General features: G+C 38.7%; 15 protein-coding genes. 13 read left to right on the plus strand and 2 right to left on the minus strand.

Features of this window, described 5'->3' with window-relative positions:
* Positions 1 to 89 precede the first annotated feature (89 nt).
* From DBO93_RS06660 to DBO93_RS06675, 4 genes are all read left to right on the plus strand, one after another.
* A complete protein-coding gene (locus DBO93_RS06660) occupies positions 90 to 647 on the plus strand; it encodes a YbhB/YbcL family Raf kinase inhibitor-like protein (protein WP_108455616.1) in 558 nt (185 codons plus the stop codon).
* A gap of 132 nt (positions 648 to 779) precedes the next feature.
* Complete coding sequence (locus DBO93_RS06665; protein ID WP_108455617.1) at positions 780 to 1,382, plus strand: flavin reductase family protein; 603 nt, start codon at positions 780 to 782, stop codon at positions 1,380 to 1,382.
* Positions 1,383 to 1,751: 369 nt separating this feature from the next.
* Positions 1,752 to 3,410 carry an acetolactate synthase large subunit gene (locus tag DBO93_RS06670; RefSeq protein WP_108455618.1) on the plus strand — a complete coding sequence of 553 codons (1,659 nt, stop codon included), beginning with the start codon at positions 1,752 to 1,754 and terminating at the stop codon, positions 3,408 to 3,410.
* 59 nt (positions 3,411 to 3,469) lie between these two features.
* Positions 3,470 to 4,879 carry an aldehyde dehydrogenase family protein gene (locus tag DBO93_RS06675; protein ID WP_108455619.1) on the plus strand — a complete coding sequence of 470 codons (1,410 nt, stop codon included), beginning with the start codon at positions 3,470 to 3,472 and terminating at the stop codon, positions 4,877 to 4,879.
* 164 nt (positions 4,880 to 5,043) lie between these two features.
* On the opposite strand, the gene DBO93_RS06680 is transcribed toward DBO93_RS06675, so the two are convergent.
* A complete protein-coding gene (locus DBO93_RS06680) occupies positions 5,044 to 6,039 on the minus strand; it encodes a catalase family peroxidase (protein WP_108455620.1) in 996 nt (331 codons plus the stop codon).
* Between the two features lie 309 nt (positions 6,040 to 6,348).
* A complete protein-coding gene (locus tag DBO93_RS06685) occupies positions 6,349 to 7,644 on the minus strand; it encodes a hypothetical protein (RefSeq protein ID WP_239059134.1) in 1,296 nt (431 codons plus the stop codon).
* A gap of 624 nt (positions 7,645 to 8,268) precedes the next feature.
* On the opposite strand from DBO93_RS06685, the gene DBO93_RS06690 reads away from it, so the two are divergent.
* The 9 genes from DBO93_RS06690 (at position 8,269) to DBO93_RS06730 (ending at position 17,912) form a co-directional block, all read left to right on the plus strand.
* Entirely contained in the window at positions 8,269 to 10,116 is a 1,848-nt protein-coding gene (locus DBO93_RS06690) for an acyl-CoA synthetase (protein WP_108455621.1), read from the plus strand.
* A 9-nt stretch (positions 10,117 to 10,125) separates the two neighbouring features.
* On the plus strand, positions 10,126 to 11,325 hold the full coding sequence (locus DBO93_RS06695) for a 3-oxoadipyl-CoA thiolase (protein WP_108455622.1): 1,200 nt from the start codon (positions 10,126 to 10,128) through the stop codon (positions 11,323 to 11,325).
* Positions 11,326 to 11,350: 25 nt separating this feature from the next.
* Positions 11,351 to 13,450 carry a 3-hydroxyacyl-CoA dehydrogenase NAD-binding domain-containing protein gene (locus DBO93_RS06700; RefSeq protein ID WP_108455623.1) on the plus strand — a complete coding sequence of 700 codons (2,100 nt, stop codon included), beginning with the start codon at positions 11,351 to 11,353 and terminating at the stop codon, positions 13,448 to 13,450.
* Positions 13,451 to 13,531: 81 nt separating this feature from the next.
* A complete protein-coding gene (locus DBO93_RS06705) occupies positions 13,532 to 14,518 on the plus strand; it encodes a nitronate monooxygenase family protein (RefSeq protein ID WP_108455624.1) in 987 nt (328 codons plus the stop codon).
* A complete protein-coding gene (locus DBO93_RS06710; protein WP_239059135.1) occupies positions 14,515 to 15,252 on the plus strand; it encodes an enoyl-CoA hydratase-related protein in 738 nt (245 codons plus the stop codon). Before DBO93_RS06705 ends, DBO93_RS06710 begins: the two co-directional genes overlap by 4 nt.
* Positions 15,253 to 15,261: 9 nt before the next feature.
* Positions 15,262 to 15,660: a PaaI family thioesterase gene (locus DBO93_RS06715; RefSeq protein ID WP_081178052.1), complete on the plus strand. Its 399-nt coding sequence runs from the start codon at positions 15,262 to 15,264 to the stop codon at positions 15,658 to 15,660.
* Between the two features lie 83 nt (positions 15,661 to 15,743).
* Positions 15,744 to 16,181 carry an acyl-CoA thioesterase gene (locus DBO93_RS06720; RefSeq protein WP_108455626.1) on the plus strand — a complete coding sequence of 146 codons (438 nt, stop codon included), beginning with the start codon at positions 15,744 to 15,746 and terminating at the stop codon, positions 16,179 to 16,181.
* A 55-nt stretch (positions 16,182 to 16,236) separates the two neighbouring features.
* Complete coding sequence (locus DBO93_RS06725; protein WP_108455627.1) at positions 16,237 to 16,989, plus strand: electron transfer flavoprotein subunit beta/FixA family protein; 753 nt, start codon at positions 16,237 to 16,239, stop codon at positions 16,987 to 16,989.
* The gene (locus tag DBO93_RS06730; RefSeq protein WP_108455628.1) at positions 16,986 to 17,912 is read left to right on the plus strand and encodes an FAD-binding protein; all 927 of its coding nucleotides are present in this window, start codon (positions 16,986 to 16,988) and stop codon (positions 17,910 to 17,912) included. The genes DBO93_RS06725 and DBO93_RS06730 overlap by 4 nt, the downstream gene beginning before the upstream one ends.
* The last annotated feature ends 352 nt before the right edge of the window (positions 17,913 to 18,264 follow it).

An 18,264-nucleotide genomic window follows, 5' to 3' on the forward strand; every position in this document is an offset into this window, starting at 1 on the left:
TATGTTGCGGACACAGGAATGTATCAGACCGAAGAGCGCCTTTTAATCGCGCTTTTGATCAAATAATATAAAAATAAATAAGGGTCATTATGCTTATTAAACTTAAACTACTTTTAGTTTTATCACTCAGCGTATCTGTATCGGTTTTTTCAGCACCGCTAACATTAACAAGTCAGGATATTATACAAGGTGAATTTATGTCTAAAATACATGAATTCAATGGCTATAATTGTTCAGGAGGAGACTTGTCACCACACCTTAAATGGTCTGACGCACCTAAAGGCACCAAAAGTTTTGCTATTACAGCTTATGACCCCGATACATCTTCAGGCAGTGGTTGGTGGCATTGGCAGATAATAAACATACCAATGACAGTAATGGAAATGCCAACCGGCGCAGGTAGTAAAAAAAATACTAGTACACCAATCGGGAGTACTCAAATAGAAAATGATTTCAGTATTCCAGCTTTTAGTGGCGCTTGCCCACCTAAAGGCGATGGTTTGCATCATTATCGTTTTACAATTCATGCACTGGCTGTCGAAAAAATCGAATTGCCAGAAAACGCCTCTGGTGCATTAGCAGGTTACATGATAAATCTACACTCTATAGAATCAAGCACGATTGAGTCTTTGTACCAACGCGATTAGCCTGAATATATGAAGTATGATTGAATTAACTTATTTGGCTTACTATATGTTTAGTCGGTGAACTGAACTTCAACGGCATTGCATACCTAGTATATTTACAGTCAAATGTAAGTAAAATTAAATGGAAAATAAATGATTTTTGATGTTGCTAAATTAGAAAACCAAGAAAAGTATCGTCTCTTAAATGGTGGTATAACTCCCAGACCAATCGCTTGGATCAGTACCCGTTCACGCGATAATATTGATAATTTAGCGCCTTATTCATTTTTTACAGTCGCAAGCTGTAATCCTCCTGTGCTGCTTTATACCCAAGTAACACAACGAAGTGGCATTGATAAAGACACCTTGCAAAATTTAATTGAAACGGGTGAATGTGTTGTCAATATCGTTAATTCCGCTTTATTAGAAAAAATGAATCTGACCAGTGCAAGTCTGAAAATTGATGAGAGTGAATTCGATTTCGCTGACGTTGAAAGTTGTGCAAGTTATAAAGTACAGCCTAGCTCAGTTAAAGATGCGCCAATTCGATACGAGTGTACTTTAAGAGAAGTTATTCCGGTAAGTGATTTACCCACAGGCGGTACGGTAATCCTTCTCGATGTAAAGTATGTTTATGTTCGAGATGACCTGTATAACGATGGCAGTATAAATCAAAAATCAATTGATTCAGTGGGTAAAATGGGCGGAGATTACTTCAGTTTTACAACTAAAAATGTAGAACTTAAGCGGCCATAAAAGCAAATTTTTTACCATTAAATATCACAGATTACTTTCACTCTTATCCACCTTTTTTAACCAATGATGAAATATAGCCTAAGCGAAATTTAGGGGAATTGTTAGTTGATCATTCTTCGGTAATTATCATTGTTGCTATCGCAATGCTCAGTAGGGTTACTTTTACTTCCTCAAACGTGAGTGAGCTGTCTAATTTATTTAGTTAACAACGTTAATTGATCTAAAACACACTTTCAATCGTTAAATATAGTTGACAATGTTATGCCGCTATTAAGCGTGTAACAAGTTGTTTTAAGGTGATTCAATGTTAGGGTAGCTGAGTAGATATTATCTTAAAAACATTTTTGCAGGACTGATAAAGGACAAATTATGACTGAGAAAAACAAGGTAAAAGCATCTGATTTATTTGTACAAGCATTAGAAGCGGAAGGTGTAGATCATATTTTTGCTGTACCAGGAGAAGAAAATCTGGATATGGTGGAGTCTTTACGTAAGTCATCAATTAAGCTCGTTTTAACTCGCCATGAGCAAGGTGCTGGGTTTATGGCTGCAACTTATGGGCGCCTTACCGGTAAAGCCGGTGTTTGTATGGCAACACTTGGGCCAGGAGCAACTAACTTAGCAACACCTGCAGCTTATGCTCATTTAGGTGGCATGCCCTTAATTATGATCACGGGCCAAAAACCAATTAAAACCTCGAAGCAAGGACAGTTTCAAATTATTGATGTGGTTGGCTTGTTTGATCCTATCTGCAAAATGTCTAAACAAATTGTTCACGGTAATACTATTCCTTCATTAGTGCGTGAAGCTTTTCGCCTTAGTGAAGAAGAACGTCCCGGCGCCGTGCTTTTAGAGCTACCTGAAGACATTGCAGAAGAAGACTGTAATGCAGACATCATAATGCCTCATAAGCGCCATTATGCTAGTCCTAACGATGTTGCTATTGACGAAGCGGTGGCACTGATAAAAACAGCTAAAATGCCGTTAATCTTGATTGGCGCTGGCGCAAACCGTAAAAACGTTCGAACGGCACTGTCTGATTTTATTGATGCTACCCGTATTCCGTTTTTTGTTACGCAAATGGGTAAAGGCGTTGTTGATGAGCGCTCAAGTCTATTTTTAGGTACTGCAGCTTTATCATCGGGTGACTACCTACATTGTGCTATTGAACGTGCCGATGTCATTATTAATATTGGTCATGATGTTATTGAAAAACCGCCTTTTTTTATGGAGTCAGGAGGTAAGAAAGTTATTCATGTCAATTATAAATCAGCGCAAGTTGACCAAGTTTATTTTCCACAATCAGAAATTGTTGGCGATTTAGTGACTTCAGTGAACGCATTAAAAGATAAATTAGCGGGAGAGGTTAAGTTCGATAGAAGCTACTTTGATAAAATAAAACTCGCGATTGATGAACATATTGAAGAAAGTGCTGATGACGCTCGCTTTCCTATTATTCCACAACGCTTCGTTGCAGATATTCGAAAGGTTATGGGCGAAAAAGACATTATAGCCCTTGATAACGGCATGTATAAACTTTGGTTTGCACGAAACTATAAAGCTTATCAACCCAATACAGTATTACTTGATAATGCGCTTGCTACCATGGGAGCAGGCCTGCCATCGGCTATGATGGTTGCGATGTTACATCCTGATCGACGCGTAATGGCAATATGTGGTGATGGCGGTTTTATGATGAACTCACAAGAGATAGAAACAGCAATTCGTTTAGGTTTGAACCTAGTGATAACGGTGTTAAACGACAACTCTTATGGGATGATCCGTTGGAAGCAAGCCAGTGTTGGTTTTGATGATTGGGGCTTAGAGTTTAACAATCCTGATTTTGTTAAATACGCAGAAAGTTATGGCGCGACAGGGCATAGAGTTACGTCTGCTGAAGATATTATTGCAACTTATGAAAAAGCATTTTCAGCGGGAGGGGTTCATCTTGTTGAATTGCCCGTTGATTATTCTGAAAATAAAAAAGTATTAATTGATGAGTTGGCAGCGAAAGTTTGTTTGATTTAAAAGTGTTATTTTAATATTGCTTATTTTCAAACGAACTTTAACCTATTAAAGAGGATATTATGGTAGATTTAGACAAAAGTAAGATAGCTGAGAAGCTTGATGTTTTTAATCCATATGATCACACTTATCTAAGCTCTGTGCCGATGTTAGAGTGGGCACAGATAGATAATTATTTAACGACTTCTGAGCAACTCTTTAAAGACCGTCAGCAATGGCTACCAGCATTTGAGCGAATAAATATCCTCAAGAAAGTAGCCGTGTTAATTTCTGAAAGAGCAGATGAATTAGCACTTTTAATTGCAAGCGAAGGCGGTAAACCGCTGGTTGATGCTCGAGTAGAAGTCACGAGAGCAATTGATGGTGTGGAGTTGTGTGCTAAAGAAATAGCCAACTTAAAGGGGAGCCAAATCCCCATGGATTTAACCCAAGCGGGTGCTGGAAGAATTGCCTATACCAGTAAGGAGCCTATCGGCGTTGTTGTTGCTGTTTCAGCGTTTAATCATCCGTTAAACTTAATTGTACATCAGGTGGCTCCAGCCATTGCTGCGGGTTGTCCTGTGCTTGTTAAACCTGCCGGAGACACGCCATTATCTTGTAAGGCATTTGTTGATATTTTGCATCAAGCGGGATTACCACCACAGTGGTGCCGTTTTGTTATGTGTGAAACGGCAACGTCTGAAAGAATGATCACAGATCCTCGTGTCGCTTTTTTAAGTTTTATTGGTTCAGCTAAAGTAGGTTGGATGTTGCGCTCTAAATTAGCACCTGGCACACGTTGCGCATTAGAACATGGCGGAGTTGCTCCGGTAATTATTGAAGAGAGTGCCGATATAGACGCGATGATCCCGAGCTTGCTCAAAGGCGGTTTTTATCATTCAGGTCAAGTTTGTGTTTCTGTACAACGTATTTTTGCGCCTAAAGCCAAAGCTAAAGCAATCGCCCAAAAGTTAGCAGATGGTGCAGCAAAACTTATTGTCGGTAATGCTATTGATGAATCAACTGAGTGTGGACCCCTTATTCGACCTGCAGAAGTTGATCGTATTGAAGCTTGGGTTGATGAAGCCGTGTCAGCAGGCGCAACATTGCTAACCGGAGGTAAGCGATTAGGCGAAACAACTTATGCACCAACCGTACTGCTTGAGCCGCCAGTAGATGCAAAAGTTTCTACTATGGAAATTTTTGGACCTGTTGTTTGTGTGTATGGCTATGACGATATTAATCAAGCAATTGCTCAAGCTAACGCTTTAGAATTTGCATTTCAAGCGTCGGTATTTACTAAAAATCTAGATATAGCCATGAAGGCAATAAATGAATTAGATGCTACTGCGGTTATGGTTAATGATCACACTGCATTTCGCGTTGATTGGATGCCTTTTGCTGGGCGCAAACACTCGGGTTATAACACCGGAGGTATCGCTTATACCATGCATGATATGTCGCAAGATAAAATGGCAGTTATTAAGCTTTAAGTCTTGCTAAGCACCAATATTGATTTAATTTTAGTAACCTTTTATAGAATGTATCGTTAAAAAATAAAGGAGTCTCTAGTTGCTAGAGACTCCTTTTTATTTGCACTATTATTAATTAAGCTAACGTTTTAGCTTTTGACTAGATATTATTATTAAATGGTTAGTTATTGATTACTTAATCTTTTGCCAAAAGAGATAGCGTAAGCCGGTGAACGCATTCTTAATATTGGATCTGCGCTTGGGGTAAACCCTGCCGACAATATGTTAGGGTCAAAGTTAGTATTTTTGCATGCATCACCGCCACTAGTATTAACCGTAACTGTTCCAAGCGCTACTTTAGCACGTTCACTTGGCCACTGTTTTGATGGGTCAATATCACTATCTTCTGCCTCACCTAAGCTCGCCATAATGGTAAAACTAACTTTGCTATCTTTAAGTTGCTGCGCGAAAGTATCTGCTAAAAACTCAGATGGCATTTTAGCAACCTCTGCTTTTTCCAGTGTCTTTACACCTAAGCTTGGTTCAATATTCCAGCGAAATTTAGTTTTTTGTCCATTCGATTGTTCAAAGTAAAATGTGTGAAGACCAAAAAACTCAGTATTGGCAAATGACGCTGGTGTTTTAGCCGTTTTATTCCATAAAACGTTAGCTTGAACGCTTGGATTATTTTCGACAAATGCGATTGTTTTTTCTGGGTCAGCTTTACCATTTTCGTCAGGAAGTAAAGTAGACAAAAAACCATAAAAAACTTCAGGATTTTTGCCAGCAAACACAGGGAAGTTATTACCTGTGAAAGTATGTAAAGCGCCGTTAGGTAACTTTATTTGCATGCCCACACCACGAGTGCCAGGGGCTTTTTCATCACTATTTGGATTAGCACCACCGACGGAAAAACGCAGTGATACTGGTAACTCACCACTCGATAATAAGGCTGCTCCTGTGAAGTGCTTATTAGGCGCTGGCAAAAAAGTGCCTGATGCACATAAACCATTAGCATGTGCCTTTCTATAACCAGGATGTTTTCCACCGAGCTTTTCGAACATTTCAACTAAATCATTTGCTTGAATTTCTTTTTCACTTGCTACTGCATTTGAAGTTGCAGCAGCACTTGCCATTATAAAAGCAGCAGTAATACTTGAGGTGATGAGGTTATGTTTCATTGGTGTCCCTTAGTGTTATTATATCGTTAGTTAAAAAATACGAAAAATTTTGCTTCTAAGATCATAATACTATTTACAATGGTATCAAAAGCGATTGAATAGACTCCTTATGCATTACATATAGAGAACGAATAGACTAAGCTTTCCTTGCATATGTAAAACGCTTGTATACAGAGAACTCAGTAACCTTGTTAGATTGACTGGATATAAATTCATTAAATTTCAGTTGGTTAATGTAAGTTGTCAATATTTAACTCTGCTCATATATTGCAAGTAAACTGCTGAATAATGGTTTAACACCCTTGCTAATTACACAAATATAATAAGAAAAATGTCTAAAGCCAATAGTACTATTATGCTGTATAAACCATTCCACTTTACTCCCATTTGAAAGGGAGAAATTTCGGTTATTCTAGCGCTAATACGAACAGAAGTAGTAGACGGAGAGCTACCGGCAACTACAGCCCAAGTCATCATCATTACAAGCGCTATGGTAACTGGCATATGTTCGACATTCGGCAATTGAGACAAGGCTCCAGCCATTAATGTGACGGAAATCATCGGACTAACAAATAAAAGTGCGGCTATATATATTAGCCATGAAGATGCAATTAATATCTGCGCAGCAGATATATTCAAATGAGCTAATTGTTGTGCAAACCAGTCAAGATCTAACACCGCCAATAACAAACGGCCAATGAGAACCGACCCTGCAAAAAAAACAATTTCTGAACGTTGTAACGGTAATCTAAAAAATATGTCGGTTCCAAAACGTTTAACCGTTAACTTTACTGCGCTGAGTTTATTAAATGATCGACGATACTGCGAATATATCCAAACTATGCTAACTATCGGCGCACTGACTAACACCGCAGAAATCGGTCGTAATGGAGTGGTAAGTATTAGTAACCCTGATATTAATGCTAACGTGATGACAACCATAATAATGGGGTAACTCACCTTCAAGTCTGAAAAATTGTTGGAAATTTTTGGCACAAGATGTCTAAGGTGTTTGGGCGCCTGAACATGGTCGAGCCAAATGCCAAATAAAAGTAGCGCTAATGTGAGGTATAAACCATAGGGGATAATATCTATCCACTGTAAATTAGGGATAGTGGTTACTAATAGCGTAATGGTGATTGAGGTAGGAGCCCACAAAGGTATACTACAAAAACCTCGCAGGACAGCTAACATCATGCGCCGCTGTCTTGTACTGCTGATTCGTGTGTCAACGGTATCTTTATTTTCAAGTAAACTTCTCTGGATCATGGTACCTAATAAATTAATAGCGCCAACACTCATTAATATGCCCAAAATATGGCTAGCAAAGCTGAGCAGCGCATAACGTCTGACAGGGTGTTGCTGTAAAAGTACATGGCCGGTGAGGTTAACTGAATTTGAGCTTAAGGCTGCTTCTTTTAATAACCCAAGGGCAATTAAAAAAAATGCAAAAAAAACTACGCTGCGACTTAACATGCCTAGCTGGTCTAATGATATTTGAGACAACAATAACAAGGATATTGTTAAGCCAATAGCAACTGATGTGATGATTTTTGTTGATAAGTCTAGAGATTTCCACTCAATAATAATAAATATTATTAGCATGAATACAGCCAAAAGTGCTGTTGGTTGGTATCCAGTCCATTCTGTTATCAAGGTCGTGAAAAAAATAATCACTAGGCATAAAGGCGATAGCCAAAAAGAGGGGAGGCTTAAGCTCTTATCGTGTTTCATGTCACTAGCATTACTCATCAGTAGTTTTCTTTTACATGAATAGTTGATGTTAAAAGCCGTATTAAAAAACTTTCGTTTTTAGGTCTTGTCATCTTATTTCCTAAATGACAGTTTCTGTTCAAGTAACGCCGGGGCTGTTAGGGGATATTTAATTTTATTCATTCATGTTTTACTTAATTCAGTATTAATTCAGTGAATTTATGTATTAAGTAAATGATACCACAGGATACCGCTTTGCGGAATTGTATTTTGCAGGATTGATTTTATCATTTTTTATCAATGTGATGAGTTTAATCAAGTTTTTCACACTAATCTGTTATTTATTTCTTAAATTGAATTGTTATTATTTAATGACTTCATAAAGTACATTAAATAGCTTTTTAAAAAAACTTGCAAAATACAGTTCCGCATTGCAGAATGCGTAAGCTGTTTTACTGCTTAATTAGTCTTGTAGTAATAATGAAATATAAAATTTGTATTAGAGTGAGCGCTTAAATGTCCAAACTAACAGAATTAGAGTTACTTGCTGATTTAGAAAAAATAAGTTACCAAGACCGATATCATTGTAAAACAACTTACGATGTTTTTTGCCATGCAGCAGATGAATATCCAGCTGATATTGCAATAGCTGAGCATGTTACTGCAACTCGAGATGAAGTTGCGAAAGAAATAACGTTTGCCACTTTATCTAATAAACTTAATCAAACAGCAAACCTATTTAAAAAGTTAGGTGTTGGTCGTACTGATGTTGTTTCTATTTTACTCCCCAATTTGACAGAAACTCACCTAAGTATATGGGCTTCTCAAGCCGTGGCAATTGCTAATCCCATTAATTACCTTCTGCAAGTTGATCACATTATTGAAATATTAAATGAGGTGAAAACTAAAGTGTTAGTGACAGTTTCTCTTGATGCTGAAACTGAATTAGGTAAAAAAGTGCATGAAATTATTGCACGCGTCCCGTCACTTGAACATGTCCTAGTCGTCGATAATAGTTATGGCGAGATCAGTCATAAAAATATCACCGTCAGTGATTTTAATCATGCTATATCTACTCAATCAAATGAAAGACTAGCAGAAACACTTCAACCTAAAGGTGAAGATATTGCGATGTACTTCCATACAGGAGGAACAACAGGACGTCCGAAAATAGCAAAACTATCTCATGACAACATTAGTTTTGTTGTGCAAGTTTATGCAGGGTTTAATGCTTATCATGGTAAATCCGCGGTTTTGAATGCATTGCCACTATTCCATGTGTTTGGAGTTATTGCCGCTAGTTTAGCTATGTTCTTCGTTGGTCGCACGGTGGTGATTATGACACCCGAAGGCTTTAGAAACCCTAATACAGTAAAAAACTGGTGGTATTTTGTTAATAAGTATCAAGTATGTTGGTTTCCTACTGTACCCACTATAATTTCGGTGCTACTTCAGCAGCCGGATGAAAAAATTGACTTGAAATGTTTTGAACATGCAGCCTGCGGTTCAGCACCTTTGCCTCTTGAATTAAAATTATCTTTTCAGCAACGATTTAATTGCAGTGTTACCAATGGTTATGGCATGACAGAGTCTTCTTGTGTGGTTGCTAGGACCCTTCCTGGTTACGATGTTGAAGGGGTTGCTGTCGGAAACGCTATACCTTACAGCCGTGTGATTGCTGTTGAATTAATTGATAACAAAATTAGTCGTATTTGTGAAACTAATGAACCTGGCATTATTTTGGTGAAAGGACCTAATGTTTTTCAAGGCTATTTGAACGTAAGTGATAATGATGGCGCTTGGGTTGAGGATGATTGGTTTAATACTGGTGATTTAGGCGTTATTAATGCATTAGGGCATATTCAGCTCACAGGTCGCGCAAAAGATTTGATTATTCGTGGTGGGCATAATATTGATCCGCAGATTATTGAAGATGCGTTGTTGGCTCATAAAGATGTAATCCAATCAGTTGCTATTGGTCAGCCTGACGCACATTCAGGGGAAATACCTGTTGCTTATGTGGTGTTAAAAAATCAACAACAAACTACTTCAGCGGACTTACTGGCCTACTGCCAAGAGCATATAAGCGAAAGAGCGGCAATACCTAAACGTATTGAAATACTCGATAGCTTGCCGTTAACGGCTGTTGGTAAAGTTTTCAAACCAATATTACGCAATAAAGCTACAGAGTTTAGCGTTGATGCAATACTGAAAAAAAATGATATTACTGCGCAGGTTAAATCAGAATTTGACCCAGAGAAAGGTCAGGTTGTTCACATTGAATTATCAAATACCGATGACAAACACAAAGCAGCTAAATTATTGATCGCTTTTCCTGTCGTTGTTAATTATAAAAATTTATAAGGAAAAATTATGAAAGACGCGTTTATATACGATGCAGCAAGAACCGCATTTGGTCGCCATGGAGGCATTTTATCATCTGTTCGTCCGGATGATATGCTTGCTCACCTTATAAAAAATTTAGTGCAACGCAACGACTTTAATTTAAGTCTTTATGAAGATGTAATTGCCGGTAGTACTAATCAGGCAGGTGAAGATAGCCGTAACGTGGCTCGCTTTGCAGGATTATTAGCAGGTTTACCTATTGAGACAGGCGGGTTAACGGTTAACCGTCTTTGTGGTTCAAGTTTAGCGGCGGCGTTAGATGCTGCTCGATGTGTAAAAGCCAATGAAGGCGAGTTATTTGTTGCTTGTGGCGTAGAATCTATGAGTCGCGCACCTTTCGTTTTAGCTAAAGCAACCTCAGCCTTTTCTCGCCAGCAAGAAATCTTTGATACCACCATGGGGGCTCGTTTTACCAACCCAGAGATTATTAAAGCCTATGGCGGGCATTCAATGCCTGAAACGGCTGACAACATAGCCAGTGATTTAAATATCAGTAGAGAAGATTGCGATATATTCGCAGCCGGCTCGCAAGCGAAGTATGAAGCGGCAAAAGTAGCTGGTTTTTTTAACGATGAAATCATTCCCATTGAAGTATCACAAGGCCGAAAGTTGCCACCAATTTCCGTTGTTGCTGATGAGCATCCACGTCCAGCTTCAACGGCAGAGGCTCTGGGTAAATTAAGACCATTATTTGATGGCGTAGTCACCGCGGGTAATGCTTCAGGTATTAACGACGGTGCTTCTGCCATGATTATTGGTAGTAAAGAAGTCGGCGAAAAAGCAGGTATTAAACCTCGCGGTAGAATTATAGCGGGTGCGATTGCCGGCGTACCACCACGTGTTATGGGTTTAGGTCCTGTTCCAGCTTCACAAAAAGCCTTAGCAAGAGCGGGGTTAACCTTAGCTGATATGGATGTTTTAGAATTCAATGAAGCCTTTGCAGTACAAGCACTCGGGTGTATGAAACAACTAGGTATCGCTTTTGATGATCCTCGTATTAACCAAAATGGTGGTGCGATTGCGATCGGACATCCTTTAGGTGCTAGTGGTACGCGCATTATGCTAACGGCATTGCGTCAATTAGAAAAAACCGGTGGTCGATACGCATTAGCGACCATGTGTATTGGTATTGGTCAAGGTATCGCAGTCGTTATTGAGCGTGTTTAACTTTCTAAAAGTAAGGAATTAGTTTATGTCAGTTGTTAGTTATCAATTAGAAGGTGATATCGGTGTTATTCGTTTGAATAACCCTCCGGTTAACGCGCTTTCTCATGCATTACGATTAGGAATTCAAGTGGCATTAGCACAAGCACAAAAAGATGCCTCTTTAGCAATAGTTTTGATTTGTGAAGGACGTACTTTTATTGCGGGGGCAGACATTTCAGAGTTCGGAAAACCACCCATGCTACCTTCTTTACCTGAGTTGCTTAACGAAGTTGAAGCATCAACAAAGCCTATTATTGCCGCCATTCATGGCACCGCACTCGGTGGCGGGTTAGAAACCGCTTTGGCTTGTCACTATCGTTGTGCATTAGCTAGCGCTAATGTTGGGCTACCTGAAGTTAAATTAGGCTTATTACCCGGTGCAGGTGGAACACAAAGAGCACCTAGGTTAGTCGGTGTTAAAGCCGCATTGGACTTAATTACTACGGGTACGCCAATTTCTGCAGATAAAGCACTTAGTATCGGTTTAATTGATAAAGTGGTTGAAGGCGATTTATTGACCTCAGCAATTATGTTTGCCAAAGACGTTGTTGAACAAGGCGCTGTACTTAAAAGAGTAAGAGACATAGATGTTGATAAAACTGGTGCGTCAGCAGAGTTCTTCGATGATTATAGAGCCCAATTAAGTAAACGTTTTCGCAAACAAGAAGCACCGCAACGTATTGTTGAGTGTATTGAAGCGGCAATGAATAAACCTTTTGATGAAGGTCTTAAAGTTGAAAGACGTTTATTTATAGAGTGCATGCAATCGTCACAGTCTGCAGCATTACGCCATATGTTTTTTGCCGAAAGAATGTCCTCAAAAATTAAAGATTTACCAAAAGAGACTCAGTTAAAAGATATTAAACGCGTAGGTATTATTGGTGGCGGTACCATGGGTGGAGGTATTGCAATGAATTTTGTTAATGCGGGTATCCCTGTGACACTGCTGGAAATTAACGATGTAGCATTGCAGCGTGGTAAAGATATTATCGCTAAAAATTACGCGATAACCGTTAAAAAAGGTAAATTGACTACTGAGCTCGCCGCACAACGCCAACAGCTGATCACAGGCACCACAGATTATAACGATTTAGCTGATATGGATTTGGTAATTGAAGCTGTTTTTGAAAATCTAGACATCAAAAAGCAAGTATTTGCCAAGCTCGATAAAGTATGTAAACCCGGAGCTATTTTAGCCAGTAACACCTCTTATCAAGACGTAAATTTAATTGCAGAGTCTACTTCAAGACCACAAGATGTTATTGGTCTGCATTTTTTTAGTCCTGCTAATGTCATGAAATTACTTGAAATTGTTCGCGGTGATAAAACGTCTGATCAAGTGCTTGCAACATCGATGGCTATTGCTAAAACCATTAAAAAAGTGCCTGCATTATCTCGCGTTTGCTATGGCTTTATTGGTAACCGTATGTTGCGACAATATGCGCGAGAAGCCCAATTATGTTTACTTGAAGGCTCAACACCTCAAGGTATAGATACCGTAATGCAAAACTTTGGTATGGCAATGGGGCCGCTTGCTGTTGGCGATTTAGCCGGAATAGATATTGGCTATAAAGCGCGTGAGGGCTTAACTGATGAAGAAAAAGGTGATGTTAGAACCTACTGCATTGCGGATGCTTTATATGACATGGGCCGCTTAGGTCAAAAAACTGGTGCAGGCTATTACCAATATGATCCTGACACTAGACAGCGTATGTCTGATCCTATAGTACTTGAAGTTATTGAAGCACAAGCTAAACAAAGAGGGGTTGAGCGCAAAACAATAAATGATGTGACTATTTTACAACGTTTAACTTTTGCTTTGATTAACGAAGGTTTCAAAATACTTGAAGAGGGTATTGCACAGCGTCCGAGTGATATTGATGTGGTTTACGCCTTTGGTTATGGATTTCCAGCCTACCGAGGTGGTCCAATGTTTTATGCTGAGACCATAGGTTTAGAAAAAATCTATCAAACCATATGTGAATTCGGCGTTACTTACGGTGAAGATTTTTGGCAACCAGCAGCATTATTAAAGCAACTTGTTGAGGAAGGTAAAACCTTAACTCAGTGGGCGAATAGCCAATAGCCAAAAGAGTGAAAAATTAGTTATACCAATTTTCGGCATAGCTAATTTTTTATCAAAGCAAATATGCTCTAAGGGGAAAATATGTCAATTCCACAAACATTACAAAATAAATTATCTTTGCCTGTCATCAGTGCTCCAATGTTCATCGTCTCGGGGCCAGAATTAGTTATCGCTGAGTGTAAAGCCGGAATTGTTGGCTCTTTTCCTGCACTTAATGCGCGTCCACAATCTTTACTGGGTGAATGGCTAAGCACCATTAAAACTGAATTAGATGAGTACCAAATAGCTAACCCTGATGCCATTGTTGCCCCATACGCGGTTAATTTAATTGTTCACAAGAGTAATGACCGATTAGAGGATGATGTAAATACTTGTATTGAATTTAAAGTACCGATCATTATTACCAGTTTACGCGCGTTAGATCCCTCATTAGTTGAGCGAATTCATGCGTACGGCGGTATTATTTTTCACGATATTATCAATGTTCGACACGCCGAAAAAGCGATAGCAGCAGGTGTTGATGGTTTAGTTTTGGTGTGTGCAGGAGCAGGTGGACATGCCGGGACCTTAAGTCCTTTTGCTTTGGTGAGTGAAATAAAACAAATTTTTGATGGTCCTATTGCGTTATCAGGCTCTATTGCTAATGGTGCATCAATACTCTCAGCACAAGCTTTAGGTGCTGACTTTGCTTATATAGGAACGTGTTTTATTGCCACAGAAGAAGCGAATGCAGAGCGGGAATATAAAAACATGTTAGTTGATTATAGCGCTAAAGATATTGTTTATAGCTCTTTATTTACTGGCGTACATGGCAATTACCTTAAGCCAAGTATTTCTAATGCGGGTTTAGATCCCGATAACTTGGATGAAGGCGATAAAAGTACCATGAAATTTGGTTCCTCTGGAGGCAGTAAAACTAAAGCTTGGAAAGATATTTGGGGGGCAGGCCAGGGTTTGGGCAGTATTACCGAGATTACTACTGTGTCCAAAATCGTTGAACGTTTCAAAACAGAATATGACCAGGCGTTATCGCGCTTAAATCGACTGAACATTAAATGGAGGCAATGATGAAAATTCAAGAAAATATATTAATTCATCAGGATAGTGGTGTTCTACATATAGGTATTAATCGCCCAGAGAAAAAAAATGCTTTAACACACTTAATGTATTCGGCTATGGCTACAGCACTTAAAGATAGTGCTTCAGATGACAGTATTAATGTCGTACTGATACATGGTACAGACGATGCGTTTTCAGCAGGGAATGATTTAAACGATTTCAATAATCGAGATGTTAATAAAGCTTCGCCCGCATCAATTTTATTATATGAGCTGCATAATTACCCAAAACCAATCGTTGGAGCCGTATCGGGTGTTGCCGTTGGAATAGGCGTAACTATGTTGCTTCATTTTGATTTGGTTTATGCCTCAGAAACTTATTTTAAAATGCCTTTCGTCGATTTAGGTGTATGCCCCGAAGGAGGATCAAGCTTGCTTATTCCTCAATTAGCAGGCCATCGTAAAGCGGCTGAAATATTAATGTTGGGTGATGCTTTTAATACCCAGACGGCAATTGATTTAGGTATAGTAAATCAACAAATAGACAAATCTGAAGTATTTGATTTTGCTTTAAGCAAAGCGAAAGCATTAGCGTTGAAACCTCAAAATGCCTTACGTACGACTAAAAAAATGCTTAAGGCTCCTCAGCAGACAATACTGACCGATATTATTAAAAAGGAGTTAGCGATTTTTGCACAGTTACTTCAAAGTGAAGAATCTCAAGTGGCAAGAAACAGAAAATAAAGGATTAAAATGAAACCTTGGGCAAATAAAGAAATGCCGCCATTTAATGATCATTTAGGTTTTGTGATTGAGGAATGGCGAGAAAATCATATTAAAATGAGTGCTGAGCTTAAACCTGAGCATTTAAATCGTTCAGGTATTCCACATGGAGGCTTTATTTCAGCTTTATTAGATGCAGCAACTGCGCTGACTGGAGCCTATAGTGATGACCCTCTTAACTATAGAAAAGCATTAACTTTATCGTTAAATATAAACTATTTAGGCCAAGCTCAATCAAACAAAATTTATGCCATTGGCAGAGTGACAGCTTCCGGTCGAAATATCTATTATGGTGCTGCTGATGTTTACGACTCTTTTGATAATATTATTGCTTCGGGTCAGGGCGTTTTTAGATATAGAAAAGAGTAATTAACACTTAGATGAATCAAGTAGTTTGAAGTGGTTTAGGTACAGTCATACAGTAAAATATTGCATTAGAAGTGGAGAATATTATGAAAGATCAATTACATTGCTACTCTCATCAATTAAAGCATCCCGTAAGATGGGGAGATATTGATATGTTAGGACATGTTAATAACAGCAATTACTTTCGTTACTGTGAAGAAGGTAGAGTGAAATTTTTCTCAGATAGTCATATTAGAGCCGCCCTTGGCGGCGATAAGCTGGGCTTTGTTGTTGCTTATATCGATTGCAAGTTTAAGTTTCCGGTGACATATCCTGATAATCTTATTATTGCCACCAAAGTTGAAAAAATAAGTACTGATAGGTTCACCTTAAGCCAAGTCATCTATAGCGAAACACATCAAAAAATTGCGGCTAAAAGTGAAAGTATTATTGTTTCATATAGCCATGAAATGCAGAGCAAGATTAGTCTTTCGAATGCGGCATTATCTTTGTTAGAAAAAGAATTAAACCATCAATTTGAATAAATTAAAATATAACTAAGCAAATATTATCTAGTATCCATTGAGGTAAAGTAAATTTATGAAAGTATTAGTCCCAATTAAACGTGTCATCGATTATAACGTCAAAGTACGTGTTAAATCTGATAACTCAAACGTTGATTTAGCTAACGTTAAAATGGCCATTAACCCTTTTTGTGAAATTGCCGTAGAAGAAGCTGTTCGCCTTAAAGAAGCAGGCACAGCAACTGAAGTTATTGCTATTTCTATTGGTAATAAAAGCTGCCAAGAACAGCTTCGAACTGCACTTGCCCTAGGCGCTGATCGTGCTATTCATATCGAAACAGAGTTAGCGCTCGACGCGTTAAATATTGCTAAGCTACTTCAAAAAATTGTCGAAGAAGAACAACCGCAGCTCGTTATCTTAGGTAAACAATCAATTGATAGCGATAACAACCAAACTGGCCAAATGCTTGCTGCATTAACTGGTTTAGCACAAGGTACTTTCGCCTCTGAAGTTAAGGTTGAAGGCGACAGAATTAATGTAACAAGGGAAGTAGATGCCGGATTACAAACGCTAGCACTAAATCTGCCCGCCATTGTGACTACTGACTTACGTTTAAATGAGCCCCGATACGCCTCTCTACCTAATATCATGAAAGCTAAACGTAAACCACTAGTGGTAAAATTAGCTGCTGATTTTGGTATTGATTTAACCCCACGTACCAACTTATTAAAAGTGACACCACCTAAAGAACGACAAGCGGGTATTATTGTTGAATCAATTGATGAGTTAGTTGCAAAGTTAAGAAATGAAGCAAAGGTGATTTCATGAGCATTTTAGTCTATGCAGAACACGACAACAGCGTGTTAAAAGCTGATACTTTAAAAACAGTTGCTGCGGCACAGAAAATAGGTGGCGACATTACCATTTTAGTTGTTGGCTATAATTGTCAAAGCGTTGCTGAACAAGCCGCTAAAGTTAATGGTGTTACTAAGGTATTAGTTGCAGATAACCTCGTGTACGAGCATCAACTGGCAGAGAATATCAGTTTATTAGTGACCGAATTAGCAGTGAACTACGACGTGATACTGGCTACAGCATTAACCACCGGCAAAAACTTTATGCCTCGCGTTGCCGCTTTGTTAGATGTCGCTCAAATTTCAGACATTACGTCGGTAGTGAGTGCTGATACTTTTGTGCGTCCAATCTATGCCGGTAATGCTATTGCAACCGTGCAAAGTGTCGATGATAAAAAAGTAATCACAGTCCGTTCAACAGGGTTTGATGCCGTTGCCACTGATGGCGCTGCAGAGATCATAATGCTAGATAAGGTTACAAATGCAGGTATTTCAAGCCATGTCAGTGATGAGTTAACGGTTTCAAAACGCCCAGACTTAGGTGCAGCAAGTATCGTTATTTCAGGTGGTCGCGGTATGCAAAATGGCGATAACTTCAAGTTATTAGACGGTATTGCTGACAAATTAGGTGCTGCCATTGGTGCATCACGCGCGGCGGTAGATGCAGGCTTTGTTCCTAATGACATGCAAGTTGGTCAAACAGGTAAAATTGTTGCGCCAGACTTATACATTGCCGTAGGTATTTCAGGCGCAATTCAACATCTTGCGGGTATGAAAGATTCGAAAGTGATTGTGGCGATAAATAAAGATCCAGAAGCACCTATTTTCCAAGTAGCTGACTACGGTCTTGTCGCCGATCTATTTGAAGCGTTACCTGAATTAGAAAGCGCCTTGTAAAATCGACTGGATGACTTATTTCAATTGTATAGCTGCTGATTTTACTGTTTTTACTTGGAGCTCATCATACGATATTGTCACTAAAATTTAGAATTGATTTTAGTGTTAACGTTGATTTTTAATCATGGTTAGTCGTGTTGATGAGTAACAATATTATGGAATTATATCAGCGATTATTTTGTTGGTGTAAATTATCGACAAGTATACTTAGCAGTATAAAAGTCATAAATAGTCCTCGATAACTTTACATTTTCTGCTCAAAAGAAACATTACAAGAAAAATAAGTAGATTATTATCATAGTAAGTTAGTTATATTCCAGCATAAATAACTAAGAAAAATGTTATAAAATTT

Origin of the sequence: Colwellia sp. Arc7-D, from assembly GCF_003061515.1 — a bacterium.
Classification (GTDB): Bacteria; Pseudomonadota; Gammaproteobacteria; order Enterobacterales; family Alteromonadaceae; genus Cognaticolwellia.